Source organism: Bradyrhizobium sp. AUGA SZCCT0283 (genome assembly GCF_018130385.1).
GTDB lineage: Bacteria > Pseudomonadota > Alphaproteobacteria > Rhizobiales > Xanthobacteraceae > Bradyrhizobium.
In genome coordinates this window covers 104343-120178 of the sequence record NZ_JAFCLU010000013.1, presented here as the reverse complement: position 1 = coordinate 120178, position 15836 = coordinate 104343, and the positions used below count along the sequence as shown (strand labels likewise).

General features: G+C 62.9%; 15 protein-coding genes. 3 read left to right on the top strand and 12 right to left on the bottom strand.

Annotation, left to right across the window (positions count from 1 at the left end):
* Positions 1-5: 5 nt before the first annotated feature.
* From phnE (JQ624_RS19475) to phnC, 4 genes are all read right to left on the bottom strand, one after another.
* Positions 6-854, bottom strand: a complete 849-nt coding sequence (phnE, locus tag JQ624_RS19475; protein WP_212420513.1) for a phosphonate ABC transporter, permease protein PhnE — start codon at positions 852-854, stop codon at positions 6-8.
* Positions 851-1735: a phosphonate ABC transporter, permease protein PhnE gene (phnE, locus tag JQ624_RS19470; RefSeq protein WP_212420512.1), complete on the bottom strand. Its 885-nt coding sequence runs from the start codon at positions 1733-1735 to the stop codon at positions 851-853. The genes phnE (JQ624_RS19475) and phnE (JQ624_RS19470) overlap by 4 nt, the downstream gene beginning before the upstream one ends.
* Positions 1736-1815: 80 nt before the next feature.
* Entirely contained in the window at positions 1816-2754 is a 939-nt protein-coding gene (gene phnD / locus JQ624_RS19465; protein ID WP_212420511.1) for a phosphonate ABC transporter substrate-binding protein, read from the bottom strand.
* 78 nt (positions 2755-2832) lie between these two features.
* Positions 2833-3648 carry a phosphonate ABC transporter ATP-binding protein gene (gene phnC / locus JQ624_RS19460; protein WP_212420510.1) on the bottom strand — a complete coding sequence of 272 codons (816 nt, stop codon included), beginning with the start codon at positions 3646-3648 and terminating at the stop codon, positions 2833-2835.
* A 187-nt stretch (positions 3649-3835) separates the two neighbouring features.
* Between phnC and JQ624_RS19455 the strand changes: the two genes are divergently transcribed.
* From JQ624_RS19455 to JQ624_RS19445, 3 genes are read left to right on the top strand one after another with little or no spacing between them, the layout of a single operon-like run.
* Positions 3836-4501, top strand: coding sequence for a chloramphenicol acetyltransferase (locus JQ624_RS19455; RefSeq protein WP_212420509.1), 666 nt, complete (start codon positions 3836-3838; stop codon positions 4499-4501).
* Positions 4498-5691: an alpha-D-ribose 1-methylphosphonate 5-triphosphate diphosphatase gene (locus JQ624_RS19450; RefSeq protein ID WP_212420508.1), complete on the top strand. Its 1194-nt coding sequence runs from the start codon at positions 4498-4500 to the stop codon at positions 5689-5691. The genes JQ624_RS19455 and JQ624_RS19450 overlap by 4 nt, the downstream gene beginning before the upstream one ends.
* Positions 5692-5711: 20 nt before the next feature.
* Positions 5712-6434, top strand: a complete 723-nt coding sequence (locus JQ624_RS19445) for a DUF1045 domain-containing protein (protein WP_212420507.1) — start codon at positions 5712-5714, stop codon at positions 6432-6434.
* A 16-nt stretch (positions 6435-6450) separates the two neighbouring features.
* Here JQ624_RS19445 and JQ624_RS19440 read toward each other — a convergent pair whose 3' ends face one another.
* The 8 genes from JQ624_RS19440 to xylB all read right to left on the bottom strand — a co-directional run bounded on the left by JQ624_RS19440 (position 6451) and on the right by xylB (position 15826).
* Positions 6451-8037 (bottom strand): alkaline phosphatase, encoded by a 1587-nt coding sequence (locus JQ624_RS19440; protein WP_212420506.1) that lies wholly within the window; start codon positions 8035-8037, stop codon positions 6451-6453.
* A 192-nt stretch (positions 8038-8229) separates the two neighbouring features.
* Positions 8230-9099 (bottom strand): amidohydrolase, encoded by an 870-nt coding sequence (locus tag JQ624_RS19435; RefSeq protein WP_212420505.1) that lies wholly within the window; start codon positions 9097-9099, stop codon positions 8230-8232.
* A gap of 3 nt (positions 9100-9102) precedes the next feature.
* Entirely contained in the window at positions 9103-10080 is a 978-nt protein-coding gene (locus JQ624_RS19430) for an aldo/keto reductase (protein WP_212420504.1), read from the bottom strand.
* Positions 10081-10168: 88 nt separating this feature from the next.
* A complete protein-coding gene (locus JQ624_RS19425) occupies positions 10169-11101 on the bottom strand; it encodes a sugar-binding protein (RefSeq protein ID WP_212420503.1) in 933 nt (310 codons plus the stop codon).
* A gap of 89 nt (positions 11102-11190) precedes the next feature.
* On the bottom strand, positions 11191-12273 hold the full coding sequence (locus JQ624_RS19420) for an ABC transporter permease (protein WP_212420502.1): 1083 nt from the start codon (positions 12271-12273) through the stop codon (positions 11191-11193).
* Positions 12273-13037, bottom strand: a complete 765-nt coding sequence (locus JQ624_RS19415; RefSeq protein ID WP_212420501.1) for an ATP-binding cassette domain-containing protein — start codon at positions 13035-13037, stop codon at positions 12273-12275. The genes JQ624_RS19420 and JQ624_RS19415 overlap by 1 nt, the downstream gene beginning before the upstream one ends.
* 12 nt (positions 13038-13049) lie before the next feature.
* Positions 13050-14372: a xylose isomerase gene (gene xylA / locus JQ624_RS19410; protein ID WP_212420500.1), complete on the bottom strand. Its 1323-nt coding sequence runs from the start codon at positions 14370-14372 to the stop codon at positions 13050-13052.
* Complete coding sequence (xylB, locus tag JQ624_RS19405; RefSeq protein ID WP_212420499.1) at positions 14369-15826, bottom strand: xylulokinase; 1458 nt, start codon at positions 15824-15826, stop codon at positions 14369-14371. The genes xylA and xylB overlap by 4 nt, the downstream gene beginning before the upstream one ends.
* Positions 15827-15836: the final 10 nt, after the last annotated feature.

Below are 15836 nucleotides of genomic sequence, written 5' to 3'. Positions count from 1 at the left end.
TGCGGTTAAATGACCGCGCGTTTTCCGATGATCGCAAACCGTAGTTTGCCGGAAATCCAGTCAATCGCGGCGACAGCCACCAGAATCATCAAAATCAGGAATGAAACTTTCTGCCACTCCAGTACCCGGATCTGCTCGGCCAGTTGCAAGCCGATGCCGCCCGCACCGACGATTCCGATGATGGTCGCAGAGCGGGTGTTCGATTCGATGAAATAAAGCACCTGCCCGGCGATCACGGGCAGCACCTGCGGTATCAGGCCAAAGCGTATTTCGTGCAATGTATTGCCGCCGGACGCCCGGATGCCCTCGACCTGCTTCCTGTCGGCTGCCTCGATCGCTTCGGAGAACAATTTGCCGAACGCGCCGAAATCCGACACCGCAATCGCCAGGACGCCGGCAAAGGGGCCGAGACCGACAACGTTGATCCAGACCAGCGCCCAGATCAGCGTATCGACGCCGCGGATCGAATCGAGAAACCGGCGAACCGGGAACCGGAAGATATTCGACGGCACGATATTCCTTGCCGCCAGCAGACTGACCGGCAGCGCGAATATGGCGGCAAGCGTGGTGCCCAGCAGCGCGATCGACAGGGTCTCCCCGAGCGCAACGAGATAGGCCGGGAGCGAAGAGCCCGGATCGGGGGGGATCATCATCATTGTGATCCAGCCGAGCTGATTCAACCCCGCCAGCATCCGCGCGGGAGAAAACTCCAGCTCGACAAGTCCGAGCACGAAAATCCCGAACGCTCCAAGCAGCATCGCCGGGATCGCGAGACGGGAGGATAGCGGCCGGTCAAACACGTCGGGATACCGGTCGCGCAAATTCACGGAGTCCGGTGCAGGCAGCCGTGTCATGACCGCGCATCCTTGCCGAACAGCCGCCCGCGCGCCCATCCGGTACCGATATCAATGAGGAACACGGTGACAATGATCATCAGCAGGATCGCGCTGACGTCGGAATAGAAGAATTTTCTGACGGCGACGACGAGTTCCTGGCCAATGCCGCCGGCGCCGACGAAACCCATGACCGAGGCACCGCGTACGTTGATCTCAAAGCGCAGCAGCGTGTAGCTGGCAAAGCCCCCCGCAACCTGGGGCACTACCGCGAAGCGTATGCACGATGTCCAGCTCGCGCCGGTCGATCGCACTCCTTCGACCGGCTTCATGTCGATGTTCTCGACGATTTCGGAATACAATTTACCGAGCGCGCCCACCGAATGGATCATGATGGCGAGAACGCCGGCCATCGGCCCAAGGCCGAACGCAATCACGAAGATCAGCGCGAACACGATGTCCGGAACGGTGCGGCAGAACTCCATCAGGCGGCGGACCGCAAACCGCAGCCATGGCGCCGGCGAAGTGTTTTCGGCAGCCAGAAAATTGAGCGCAAAGGCGAGGATCGCCCCAGCCAGGGTGCCGACATAGCTGATCAGGATGGTCTCGCCGAGCAGCGCCAGCCATTTTTTCCAACCCCAGAACCACTCGCCAGTATCGGACCAGACCCGTGCGCCGCTCTCCAGCGTGGCGATACGGTCGAAATAGCTGACGAAGTTTCCGATTTTGTTGACGAAGGTTCCGGGATTCACCTCCGCGCCGATGGCTGCGATGACGAGAACCGCGAAGAATACCGCCGTTGCCAGCGTCAGGCGCAATCGCTTGCGCGCAACCGCCTTCCGATAGGCATCATTCAGCACCGCCAGCTGTTGCTCCGGAAGCATGGAAACGGCGACGGTCATTCAATCTGCTGCTTTGGTAGGATATGGACGGAAAAGCGCCGGGCCGTGCGGGGCCCGGCTTTTCTTGTTTGCGGCTGGGTTCAGGACGCTTTCTTCTTGCGCAGATTGTCCACGAACTTGATCAGGTCGATGGTTGCGTCCCAATCCTTGGTGGTGGCGGCATGGAAGCCCTTCTTCTGGCCGTCAGACAGGCGGTCGAAGGCTGCCTTGTCCTTGGTCGGGGCCTCCGTGAACGCCTTGGCAATCGCGGCCTTCAATTCTTCCGGCAGCTCCGAATTATAAGCATAAGGCCCATTGATGATCGGCGCCGATTTGTGGACGATCCGGAAATCATCCTTTTTCATCGGTGTACCGTCGGCGTTCTTCAGCATGCCCTTGGTCAGCATCTGCGCGAGCGTGGAATCGTCGTCGCTGGTCCACTGGTTGGCGGCGACTTCTACCGTGCCCTGCGAGAGCGCCAGCATGGCGTTCTCATGGCTGCCGGTGAAAACAACCTTGCCGAAATAGGCGTCGGCATCGGAGATGCCCAATTTGTCGAGCTCGAAGCGGGGCACATTGTTGCCCGACGTCGAATTCGGATCGACCAGGCCGAGATTCTTGCCCTTCAGTTGATCAATGTTCTTGTACGGGCTCGACGCCTTGACGAAGAACACCGAATAATAGCCCGTGCTGCCATCGGCATTGATATCGTTGGCAAAGGCGTCGGTCTTGACGCCAGTCAGCCGCGCGCGTGCGAACGACGCCGAACCGTAGCTGGCGATCTGGATGTTGCCGGAGCGCTGTCCTTCGATGACAGCGGCGTAGTCGTTGGCGATGCGGAGTGTCACCTTCACCCCAAGTTCCTTAGAAAGATAGGCGGTGAACGGTGCCCAGCGCTCGGTGACACCGGAGGCGTTTTCGGCCGGCACCACCGCGAAGGTCAGTTCCGGATATTTGCTCTTCCAGTCCTGCGCCGAGGCGGCGGAGGTTGAAAACGCCAGCGCGGCGGCGCCGGCAAGAACGATGCGACGATTGATCATGGTGTGCCCTCTTGGTGTGGTTACGCTGTTTGGCCGATTGCAGGTTTGCAACCGGCTACCTTGAACTTTTGCAACGACTCAGGCCGCAGCTGCGGTGTCGAGCGCCGGAACGCCGGATACTGCGGGCGCTTGGGCCGGCGCGCCGCCCATGACTTCATTGGCCTCGAGATCGTAGAGCTCGCGCGCGATATGTTCGGTCAACGTTGCCGGAGCGCCGTCGAACACGATGCGGCCTGCCGACATGCCGATCAGGCGGTCGCAATAGGTCCGCGCCAGATCCAGCGAATGCAGGTTGCAGATCACGGTGATGCCGAAATGCTTGTTGATGCGCAGCAGCGCGTCCATCACGATCCGCGTGTTACGCGGGTCGAGCGAGGCAATCGGCTCGTCGGCGAGGATAATGTCCGGCTCTTGCACCAGCGCACGCGCGATTGCGACCCGCTGCTGCTGGCCACCGGAAAGCTGGTCGGCGCGCTGGGCGGCGAGCGAGGCCATATCGAACTGCTCAAGAGCCGACATCGCCAGCGCCTTGTCCCGTTCAGGCCAAATTTGCGTCAGCGAGCGCCAGGACGGGATATCGGCCAGACGCCCCATCAACACGTTGGTCAACACGTCGAGCCGGCCGACCAGGTTGAATTGCTGAAAGATCATCGCCGAACGCGCCCGCCACTGCCGCAAATCCCTGCCGCGCAGTGCGGTCACATCGACGCCCTCGAACAGGATGCGGCCTTTGGAAGGCTCGGCCAGGCGGTTGATCATCCGCAGCAGCGTCGACTTGCCGGCACCAGAGCGGCCGATCACGCCAACAAAACTACCGGGCGCGATTGAAAACGACGCATCATCCACCGCAGCCTTCGCGCCGAAACGGCACGTCAAACCTTCCACCACCAGCATGCAATGCTCCAGAGCCCAGTCGTGGATCATCGCTAGCGATTGGATTTTACAGTTGTGTGACAACCCCGCTGCGCTGCGGCGTTCGTCCACACCCACAGTGACCGTCATGCAGTCGTCATGACATTGTCATCAAGCCCGCCGATGACGGGAAACCTCGATACTACTTCTATCGTGCAGGGACGCTCGCATGGCCGTTAAAATGCTTTCCGTTGACCCGACCGTCGATCCCACCGCCACAATGCACGACACGAAACTCGGCGCTTATTGCGAAGTCGGCGCGCGCACGATCCTGCATGAAGTGACGATGGACGACTATTCCTATGTCGTGAACGACGCGCAGATCACCTATACGACGATCGGAAAATTCTGCTCGATCGCGGCGATGACCCGGATCAATCCGGGCAATCACCCCATGCAGCGGGCTTCCCAGGCCCACTTCACCTATCGCGCCAGCGCGTACTTTTCGGGAGAAGGCAACGATACCGACTTCTTCGAATGGCGGCGCGAACACCACGTCCATATCGGCCACGACGTCTGGATCGGGCACGGCGCCATCATATTGCCGGGCCGCAATATCGGCACCGGCGCGGTGATCGCTGCCGGCGCCATCGTGACCAAGGATGTCCCGGCCTACACCATCGTCGGGGGAAATCCGGCACGGATCATCAAGCGACGGTTTCCGGAAGATGTCGCCGGCAGGCTGGCGGAGCTTGCGTGGTGGGACTGGGACCATGAGACGCTTCGCCGCGCCCTGCCCGATTTCCGCAAGCTTGATGTCGAGGGCTTTCTCGAAAAGTACGAAGCCGCTTCCGCATCGGGCGGCCTCCGTTTCAACCAGAGTGCGGCATCGTGACCGAACTGTTCATTGAAGGTGGCCGGGCGCTGCTCGGCAACGAAATTCGTGAATCGTCGTTGCGGATCGTGGGCCGCGAGATCAGCGCCTTGGACGCGGACCACAGCCGTGGTTCACTGGGACTCGATGCGGACGGCCTGATGGTGCTGCCCGGCATCGTCGATCTGCATGGCGATGCGTTCGAACGGCAGATGATGCCGCGCCCCGGCATCGATTTTCCCGTCGATGTGGCGTTGATCGACAGCGACCGGCAGGCGATCGGCAACGGGATCACGACCGTCTACCACGCCACGACATGGTCGTGGGAGCCCGGCCTGCGCAGCGGCGACAATGCCAGGCGATTGCTGCAGGCAATCGAGTCGATGCGGCCGCAACTTGCAGCCGACACCCGCTTCCATTTGCGCCACGAGACCTACAATCTCGACGCCGAAGCCAGAATCATCAAGTGGCTTTCGGAGGGACGCATCGACCTGTTCGCGTTCAACGACCATATGGATTCGACGGTCGGCGACCTTGCCAAGCCGCAAAAGCGCAGCCGCATGGTGGAGCGAACCGGTCTTTCAAGCGAGGCGTTCGACAGGCTCGTCGCCCGCGTCGTTTCCCGCGCCCACGACGTCCCCGCTTCGATCGCCCGGCTGGCCCAGGCGGCGCGTGAGGCCAATGTGCGAATGCTGTCGCACGACGACGAAAGTCCCGACATGCGAAAGGCGTTTCGGGCGCAGGGCGTCGCCATCGCCGAATTCCCCGTCAACGAGAAAACGGCACGCGAAGCGGCCAAGGCCGGTGACTTCATCGTGTTCGGCGCGCCAAATGTCGTGCGCGGCGGCAGTCATACGGGCTGGACCAAAGCGTCCGACATGATCGCCAAGGGCTTATGCACAGTGCTGGCATCCGACTATTATTATCCGGCACCGCTGTTGGCCGCCTTCCGGCTTGCCGCCGACGGCATATTGCCGCTTGCCGATGCGTGGCAGCTGATATCGGCAGCACCCGCCCGCGCCGCCGGCCTCGCCGACCGCGGCGTTCTGGCTGCGGGTCAGCGCGCCGATGTCATCCTCGTCGATGACAAGGTGCCGCTGCGGCCGCGGATCGTCGCGGTCATCGCCGCGGGACGCCTGGTGCATCTGACCGAGGTAGGCCGTCTGCGCAGTTCATCGCCGATACCGCGCAAGGCAGTTGCAGTCGCGTAGCGCGGCACTATTCTAAACCAATGTCGAATTATCCACGTTACGCGATCTACTATGCCCCGGAGCTTGGAAGCGACCTCGATCGCTTCGGCGCACGATTGCTCGGCTATGACGCGTTCGATGGGGAGGAGCTGCCTTTTCCGGATGGCATCCTGCAGGCGGTCCCGTACTGGCGCAACGCGACTGCCGATCCGCAAAAGTACGGTTTTCACGCCACGCTGAAGGCGCCGATGTCGCTGGCGCCCGGCAAATCCGAGGCCAAGCTTCTCGACGCATGTGCTGCATTCGCCTCGGCACCCCGGACAATTCCAGTCATCAGACCAGTTGTCGGTTCAATCAGCGGCTTTATTGCGGTGATCCCGGCCGAGCCGCCACCGGAACTGATCCAGCTTGCGGCCGATTGCGTCAGCGAATTCGATTCGTTCCGTGCGCCGCTCACCGAAGCTGATCGTGCGCGCCGCAATCCTTCCCGATTGACGCCTGTGCAACGCGGACACCTTGAGCGCTGGGGATACCCTTATGTGATGGACGATTTCCGCTTTCACATGACGCTGACCGGTCGGCTCGACACTGAGCGCCGCGACCCCTTGTTGGCGATGTTGACGGAACGCTTTTCCGCAATTGGTCTCAAGACGCTCGCGATCGACGCGATTGCACTGTTCCGCCAGGACAAAGCGGATTCCCGGTTCCGAATCGTCAGACGATACGTGCTCCAGCAGGCACCGGTCAGCGGTACCCGTCTTTAGGGCTGGGTTAGTCGGATCAGATATGCTGGGCCAAAAGCTCGCCCGGCCGCGCGTCCGGCCGCGGTACGATATCCACCGACCATAAATCCCGGTTGTCCACGTCCTTCAGGGTCACCGTCATGACCTCCGACTGGCCATCGACATCGACCCGGCCGAAGAACTGTAGCCCGAAGCAGGGCGCGAGGTTTTCGCCCTGCTCCGGACTGCAGCCCTTTTGAAACGCCACCGCAGGTCCGAACGTATTGTCCAGTTGGCCAGGCGCCCAGGTCCCCGCATGTAGCGGCCCGGAAACGAATTCCCAGAACGGCTCGAAATCCTGGAATACGGCACGGTTCGGATCGTAACGATGTGCGGCCGTATAGTGCATGTCGGCCGTCAACCACACGGTATTCCTGATGCCGGCGCGTTTCATGAACGACAACAGATCGGCAATCTCGCATTCGCGCCGCTCCGGCGGCCCGTCGCCGAGCGCAATTGCATCTTCGCTGATCAATCCAATCGGCATGTCGGCTGCGATGACCTTCCATGTCGCGTCAGAAGCCGCGAGTTCGCGCTTCAACCAGGCCAGTTGCGCCGGGCCAAGAATGCAGGCGTCGCTGCGGTCGTCGCGATTGTTCCATGTCGAATCGCGATAGCTGCGCATGTCGATCAGAAAGACGTCGAGCAGCGGCCCGTACCCGACCCTGCGATAGATTCGACCCGCTTGCGCAGGGAGGTTACGAATCGGCATGAATTCGTGAAACGCACGCGCCGCCCGTCCCACCAGCCGGGAACTGCCGTCCTCGGCGTAACCGGTCTCGTCGGCGGTCCCGATCGGAGACCAGTCATTGGTCACTTCATGGTCGTCCCACTGTGCGAACATCGGCACTTGCGCATTGAAGGCGCGCAGATTTTCGTCCAGCAGGTTGTATTTGTAGTTGCCACGGAACTCCGCGAGGCTATGGGCGACAACGGATTTTTCCTCGGTGACAATGTTCCGCCACACGTCCCCATCCGGTAGCTTCAATTCGGCTTCGATCGGACAATCGGCGTAAATGTGATCGCCGGAATGAATGAAGAAGTCCGGGCGGTTTTCGAGCATGGTCCTGTAGGTCCGCATGCCACCGCGGCCGGGATCGATGCCCCAGCCCTGACCGGCGCTATCGCCCGACCAGACAAATGATATCGAGCGTCGCTCCACGGGTGCGGTGCGAAAATGGCCGACCTGCGCTGCCCCGGAAATCCCGGCCGCTCCGATATCCTCAAACCGCACCCGGTAGAAAATATCCTGCCCGGGCGGAAGACCTTCGAGCAAAAGCTTCGATGTGAAGTCATGGTCCGGCAGTGCATCCGATGATGCAACGCCAATGATGGTCTTGAAGCTTTCGGTGGCCGAGCACTCCACCTGCATGCGAGCAGCCCGATCGGCTCGGGCCCATATGACAGCGGAATCGGTGGAGACATCGCCTGATGCAATCCCGCTCGCTATGTATGGTCGGTCCGCGGCGCGGCTCAGATAGGGCCTGGCGAGGCCTCCCAATCCTGCGAGCGCGACCGTGGATGCCGACCGAACCAGCAATTGACGTCTGGTCAACCCTTGCTTCGCGCGTATCCCAATCGGCATTCCCGGCATCCTCGTCGAATCGTGACGAAGGTTGCCCGTTCAAGTTGACTGTACGTCGAAGGTTTTGCGACAGGCGGATGAATCGCGAACCGCAGCAGGACCGGGGCAGCCGAAAAGCTGCGCTGCCTGACCTCGCCCCCATTTCTGGGAGAGCGCCCGGGTGAGTTCGCGGACAGAACCTCTCATCCGGCGCTACGCACCACCTTCTCGCACAAGATGAGAAGGAAGACGATAAGCCCGCTGAGCATTCGCTCCAAAGGCCTTGTCGCGCACGTGCGGACCAAGCTTCGTCAGGCACTCCTCGAGCGCGTCCTTGGTCGCGCCATAGCTTCCTGCGAGCAAGCACACCGGCCAGTCGGAGCCGAAGATCAGACGATCCTCGCGAAAGCATTTGGCGGCGTGCGCGACGAACGGAAGCAGACGTTCCGCATTCCAGTCGTTCCACCTGGCCTCGGTGGCGAGACCCGAAATCTTGCACCAGACATTGCCGCAGGCGGCGAGTGCGACGAGAAGATCGGCCCATTCACGGCTGAATCCCTTGGCGATCGACGGCTTGGCGACGTGATCGAGGACAAAGCGCCCTTGCGGAAAGGCCTGCGCAGTTGCGATCGCGGCCGGCATCTCACGCGTTCGCACCAGGAGATCGCAAGTGAGATCGTGCGCAAACACCGCGGTCAAGCCGCGCTGCACGTCCTCCCGCAGCAGCCAATCAGGATCGGGCTCGTCGTGCACCTGGTGACGAATGCCGACCAGCCTGTCGCCTCCGCGCGAGCCGCGCAGCCGCTCGAGCGTCTCCCCGACCGCGCCGTCCGTCAGGTCGACCCAGCCGACCACACCGATGACGAAGGGCGTCGCAACGGCGACGCGCAAGAATTCCTCGGTCTCCTCGATCGAGGAACGGCATTGCACCAAGATGGTCCCATCAACCCCGTTGGCGCGAAGCAGCGGCGCGAGATCGGTCGGGCCGAAGGCCCGGCGGATCCGCGCGAGTTCAGGCGCCTCCATCCAGGGATAATCGGCGCGCGCGGGATCCCAGAAATGCTGATGACCGTCGATCACCATGGTTCAGGCTCCACCCGGCAGTGGTGCGGACGCATCGACGAACTTGCGCTCGCGCAGCTCCTGCCAGAAGGAGGACGGCACCAACCGCTCGGCCATCGCGATGTTATCCAAAACCTCCACAGCGGTGCGCGCACCTTGCAGCGCGACCGTTACCGCCGGATGGGTCATACAGAACTGGACTGCGGCCGCCTTGAGCTCCGTGCCATGCTTGCGGCACAGCGCCTCCAGTGCCAGCGCGCGGGCGACGAGAGCCGCATCGGCGTCTTCGTAATTGAATTTCGCGCCGGTGCGCGGGTTCGCGAGGATACCGCTGTTGTAGATGCCGCCGAGAATGATGCCGATGCTCTTCGCATGGCAGATCGGAAACAACGTCGTCAGCGCGCCCTGGTCGAGCAGCGTGTAGCGGCCCGCCAGCAGGAAGCAATCGACCGGCGCGGCTTCGGCGAAGCGGGCGAGCATCTCGGATTGATTCATACCGGCGCCGATCGCCTTGACCGTGCCATCGTCGCGCAAGCGCCGGAGCGCGCGGAACGCACCGGCGACTGCATCCTCATAGTGGTCATCCGGATCATGGACGAGCAGTACATCAACGCGGTCGAGCCCGAGACGGGCGAGGCTTTCCTCAACCGAGCGCATCACGCCGTCGTAGCTGAAGTCGAATTGCGGCCGCTCGGCGGGTGTTCCCTTGTAGTGGTCGTCTTCCGGAGCGGCAGTGGCTGAGCGCAGCAGGCGCCCGACCTTGGTCGAGATCGCGAATGAATCCCGCTTTTGCTGGCGCAAAAAACTGCCCAGGCGGCGCTCGGCCAATCCAAAACCGTACAGCGGCGCGGTGTCGAAGAAGCGGACCCCGAGCGACCAGGCGCGCTCGATTGTCGCCTCTGCATCAGCGTCGCTGACCGGCGAGAACAATCCGCCGAGGGGAGCCGTTCCGAGGCCGATCGCCGTGACGTCGAGCCCCTCCGCAAGCCGGGCGCGCTTCATCTCAAGATCCTTCCGAGGCCGAAAGCAACATTCACTCCCCCGCAAGCTGGGGAGTGAATGCGCCGGAACGTTGGGGCTGCGAACGTTCCTACTTCAACAGCTGAGCGACGTTGTCCTTGGTCACGAGGTCGAGGCCGGTATAAATGACCTCGGGAACCTTCTGGCCCTTCTTGATTGCAAGCAGAGCGTCCATCGCCTTCTCGCCCATCTCGAACGGCCGCTGTCCGGTAAGCGCGTTGGAGTAGCCGTCGCGCAGCAGTTCGAGCTGCATCTTCAGCGTATCGGCGACGACGAGCGTCAGCTTGCCGGCCTCGATGTCCTTCTTGTTCTTGTTGACGAAGGCCTTGTAGCCTTCGGGCGCGAACATCGGCCAGCCGCCAACCGGCACGATCGCCCCCAAGTCCGGCGTCGCGGTGCGCAGGTCCGCCATCTGCTGGACCGCGAGCGCAGGATCGTCATTGCAGAAGGTCGGCGAGCCCGCGACCTCGACCCACTTCGAGCCCTTGAGCGCCTCGCGCACGCCATCGACGCGCTCGGCGAGGTTCTTGGCGCCGGGACCACCGGAGACGATGGCATACTTGCCGCCTTCGGGCTTGAGCTGCAGCAATTGCTTGCCGAGCGCGAGGCCGAAGTCCTTGTTGTTGGTGCCGATATAGGCAATGCGCTTGGAGCCGGGCGCATCCGCATCGAAGGTTATGACGGGAATACCGGCCGCGGTCGCGGCCTCGATCGACTTGGTCATCGCTGCGACATCGGCGACCGAAATCGCAAGGCCATCCACCTTTTGCGTAATGAAATCCTGGATGATCTGCGCCTGCGTCGCCGGCTCATGCTCGATCGGCCCCTTGTAAATGCACTCGACGTTACCGAGTTCCTTGGCGCGCTTCAGGCAACCGTCGCGCGCGACGTCGAAGAACGGATTGTTCATCGCCTTGGGCACGATCACGAACTTGTAGGTCTGGGCGAATGCCGGGGTCGCCATCATCGCGACGGCCATGCCGGCGAGAAGTATCTTCCTCATTGGTTCCCTCCACTTTTGTGCCTATCCTTTTGAATTGAATGCTCCAGAAGGCGGATAGACGGCGCGTTTGTTGCCCTCCCGGAGTAACCTCAAGTGATGCGTGAGCGGATGCGGTCGACCAGCACGGCCAGGATGATGATCACGCCCACGAGCGTCTGCTGCCAGTAGGAGCTGACCTGCGCGAGCACGAGGCCGTTGCGGATCACCTCAAGCAGCACGCAGCCGACGATGGCCCCAAGCGAGCCGCCGACGCCACCGGCGAGATTGGCGCCGCCGATGACCGCCGCTGCAATCACGTTGAGCTCGTAGGATGTCGCCATGTTCGCGGGCGCAGACCCCAGCCAGCCCGAGATGATGATACCCTGCAGCCCTGCGGCCAGCGCGCAGATCATGTAGACTTCGATCTTGACCCGCACCACCGGGATGCCGGTCAATTCCGCCGCCTTCTCGTTGCCGCCGAGCGCGAAGACGTGACGGCCGAAGCTCGTGTGGTGCAGCACGATCGCCATTACCGCCGCGAGGATCACGAGATAAATGAACGGCGCCGGTACGCCGAACAGATCGCCCGATGTCAGCGCGTAGAAGTAGTCGGCGTCTGGTCCGCCTGGAAAGCTGCCGCGCCCGTTGGAGACGACATAGCCGAGACCGCGGACGATCGAGAGCATGCCGAGCGTGGTCACAAAGGGCGACAGCCCGAGCACCGCGATGCAGAAGCCGTTGACGAGGCCGACGATCAGCGCGGTGACAAGTCCCGCCAGGATCGAGACAAGCAGGATCAGTCCCGGTACATTGGCGACTACGGTCTTGCCGTCGGCAGCCAGATGCACGAACAGGAACGCGCCCGGCATGCCCGGCGTCGACAGGCCCGACATCACCATGGAGGTGATCATGGCGGAGAAGCACATCATCGATCCCACCGAGAGATCGATGCCGCCGGTGATGATCACAAAGGTGATGCCGAGGGTGGCGATGGCGATGAAGGAAAAGTTCTTCGCCACGTTCTGCATGTTGCCCTGCGTGAAGAAATAGGGGCTCGCAAAATGCATCGCGATCAGCAGCCCCAGCAGTGCCAGCAGAACGTAGCCGGTTTGGGATGCAAAGATGCCGCGCTGCCACCACCTGATGCGGCCGACATTGGCGAAGGAGATCGGAGATTCCAGCGGCATAGCCATCACGCAGCCTCCTTCGCGCCGGTGATCAGGGCAGTGACTTCCTCGGGGCTGGTATCGCGGATCGACTTATCCGCCCGCTTCTCGCCGCGGCGCATGACGACGACGCGGTCGCAGACCGCGAAGACGTCGGGCATGCGGTGGGAGATCAGCATGACGGCCACGCCCTGCTCTTTCAGCCGATGGATCAGGCTCAGGACCTGCTCGACCTGGCGGACCGAGATCGCCGCGGTCGGCTCGTCCATCATCACGAGCTTGGCGTTCGACAGGCGGGTGCGTGCGATCGCAACCGCTTGGCGCTGACCGCCGGACATCTGCTTGACGAGATCATGTGGTCTGGTCTCGGAGCGCAGCTCGCCGAACAGCTCCAGCGCGCGGGCCGCCATCGCCTTGTGATCGAGGAAGGCGAACGGGCCAAATTTGCGCTTGAGCTCGCGGCCAAGGAAGACGTTGGCCGCCGCCGTGAGATTGTCGGCAAGCGCCAGGTCCTGATAGACGACCTCGATCCCGACCGCACGGGCATCGATGGGACGGTAGAAATGGACTGCATTGCCGTCGAAGCGGACCTCGCCTTGGGTGGGGCGGAAATTGCCGGCGATGATTTTCACGAGCGTCGACTTGCCTGCGCCATTGTCGCCCATCAAGCCGACCACCTCGCCGGGGAAGACCTGCAGATCGACGCCGTGCAGCGCGCGGATCGCGCCGAACTCCTTGCCGATCCCCATCAATTCCAGAACCGGTTGCCCGGCTGCACCTGCGGTTTCCATGCTCAGCCTCGCTCAGACGTACCGGTTGACCAGTGATTCCAGATATTCCTGACGACCCGAGCGCGGCTGCGGATCGAAACCGGGTGCCAGCGCGCGATCAGCGAGATCGGCAAGCGAACGCTGGCCAGCGAGGATCGCGCGTCCGTCAGCATCGGTCCATCCGGCGTAACGTTCCGCAATCGGCGTCGTCAGCGCCTCGGCATCGAGCATGTCGGCGGCGGCGAGGAACGCCCGCGCGCAGGCGTCCATCGAGCCGACATGGGCATGGATCAGATCGTCCGGATCGATCGATTGCCGCCTGATCTTGGCGTCGAAATTGAGACCGCCCGTCGTGAAGCCACCGGCCTTCAGGATGTCGTGGAACGCCAGCGCCAGCTCCGGCACGTTCATCGCGAACTGGTCGGTATCCCAGCCGAGCAGATCGTCGCCGCGGTTGATGTCGAGCGAGCCGAACACGCCGAGCGCCTGGGCCAGCGCGATCTCGTGATGGAACGAATGTCCGGCGAGGATGGCATGGTTCTGCTCGATGTTGAGCTTGACGTCTTTCAAGAGATCGTAGCGCTGAAGGAAGCCATAGCAGGTGGCGACGTCGAAGTCGTACTGGTGCTTGGTCGGCTCCTTGGGTTTGGGCTCGATCAGGATCGGCCCTGCGAAGCCAATCTTGTGCTTGTGCTCGACGACCAGCGAAATGAAGCGACCGAGCTGGTCGAGCTCTTGCCTCATGTCGGTGTTAAGCAGGGTCTCGTAACCCTCGCGCCCGCCCCAGAGAACATAGTTCTGGCCGCCAAGCCGGTGCGTCGTCTCGAGCGCCGCCCTCACCTGCCCTGCAGCGTAGACGAAAACCTCTGGATCCGGATTGGTCGCCGCACCGGCCATGTAGCGGCGGTGCGAGAACAAATTGGCTGTCCCCCAGAGCAGGCGCACTTTGGCCGCCGACATCTTCTGTTCGAACAGATCGGCAATGACGTTGAGGTTCCTGACCGACTCGGCAAGCGACCGGCCTTCCGGCGCAACGTCCGCGTCATGGAATGTGAAGAACGGCACATCGAGCAGGCGGAACAGCTCGAATGCGACATCGGCCTTGGCACGGGCGAGCGCCATCGGATCATCGCCATGGTGCCAGGGCCTGAGAAAAGTCTCGCCGCCGAATGGATCGCTCCCGATCCAGCCGAACGAATGCCAGTAGCAGACGGCGAAGCGCAAATGATCCTCGAGCCGCCGGCCGCGGACGATGCGGTCCTTGTCATACCAGCGGAAGGCGAGCGGCTTGTCCGTCTTCGGGCCGCCATAGGCGACCGGCTCGGTGGTTGCGAAGAAGTTCGTTGATGCGTTCACGCGGACAACTCCTTGAGCGCGGGATAAAGTTTTCGCCACTGCCGATAGGCTTCATCGTAGGCGGCCATCGTCGAAGCGTGCGGCACGAAGCTCGCGAGCCGGCGCGGACGGGTGCATACTTTCGCTGGCTCTTCTCGGGTGGCAGCCAGCCGGCCGAGCCGCGCTGCTCCGAGCGCGGCACCGACGTCGCCCTCCTCGACGCGGTGGACCGGAATGCCGAGCACGTCGGCGATGATCTGCGCCCATAGCGCCGAGCGCGAGCCGCCGCCCACGAGATCGACCTGCGCAATCGCAGGACTGGAGCCGCCCATCGCAGCGAGATTGTCGCGCACCGCGAAGGCCACACCTTCGAGCACCGCCTGAACGATGTCATCGCGTCCGGTCGCGCTGCGCAGACCAACGAAGGCGCCGGCAGCAGTGGCATCATTGTGCGGCGTGCGCTCGCCGTCGAGATAGGGCAGAAATTGCACCGGGCTCGGCCGTTCGACGGCCTCGCCGAGCGGGGCGAGCAATTCGGATTCAGGCGTTGCCAGAATGCGAGCAAGCCAGCCAAGCGAGGCGGCGGCCGACAACATCACGCCCATCTGGTGCCACAGGCCGGGAAGCGCGTGGCAGAAGGCGTGGACCGCCGAGCGAGGTGCCGGCGCAAACCGCTCCGTGACGCGGAACAGCACACCCGAAGTCCCGAGCGACAGGAAGGCATCGCCAGGCGCAATGGCGCCGAGTCCGATCGCACTGGCTGCGTTATCGCCGGCGCCGCCGGCGACCACCACGCCGGGTGCCATGCCCCAACGCCGCGCGAAGTCGGGAGATAGAACTGCACATGGCTGGCTGCCTTCGACCAGTCGCGGCATGTGGTGGAGACCGAGCCCCGTCGCTTCCAGGATCGTCTCGGACCAGCAGCGCCGACCGACGTCGAGCCAGAGCGTTCCGGCCGCATCCGACATGTCCTCGACCATCTCGCCGGTCAAGCGGTAGCGGACATAGGCCTTGGGCAGAAGAACGTGGGCTACTCGCGCGAAGACATCCGGTTCGTGCCGCGCCACCCAGACGAGCTTGGGAGCGGTGAAGCCCGCCATCGCAAGATTCCCGGAGATCGCGTGCAGCGAGGGGCACCGCCGTTCGAGCTCAGCGCACTCGGCATGTGAACGGCCGTCATTCCAGAGAATGGCCGGGCGCAGCGGCTGACCGCCGGCACCGAGCAGCGTGGCGCCATGCATCTGGCCGGCAAGTCCAACGCCGCGAACCTGCGCGGTTTCGCGAGGACGCGCGGCAGCGAGATCGTCGACCGCATCGATCGCCGCGTCGACCCAGGCATCCGGATCCTGCTCGGACCAGAGCGGCGCAGGATGCGACAGCGCAAGCTCGCGGGAAGCCGTCGCGACGATCGCGCCAGCGTCATTCGCGAGCACGGCCTTCACACTGGACGTGCCGATGTCCATTCCCAGATACACGAGCGTTCCT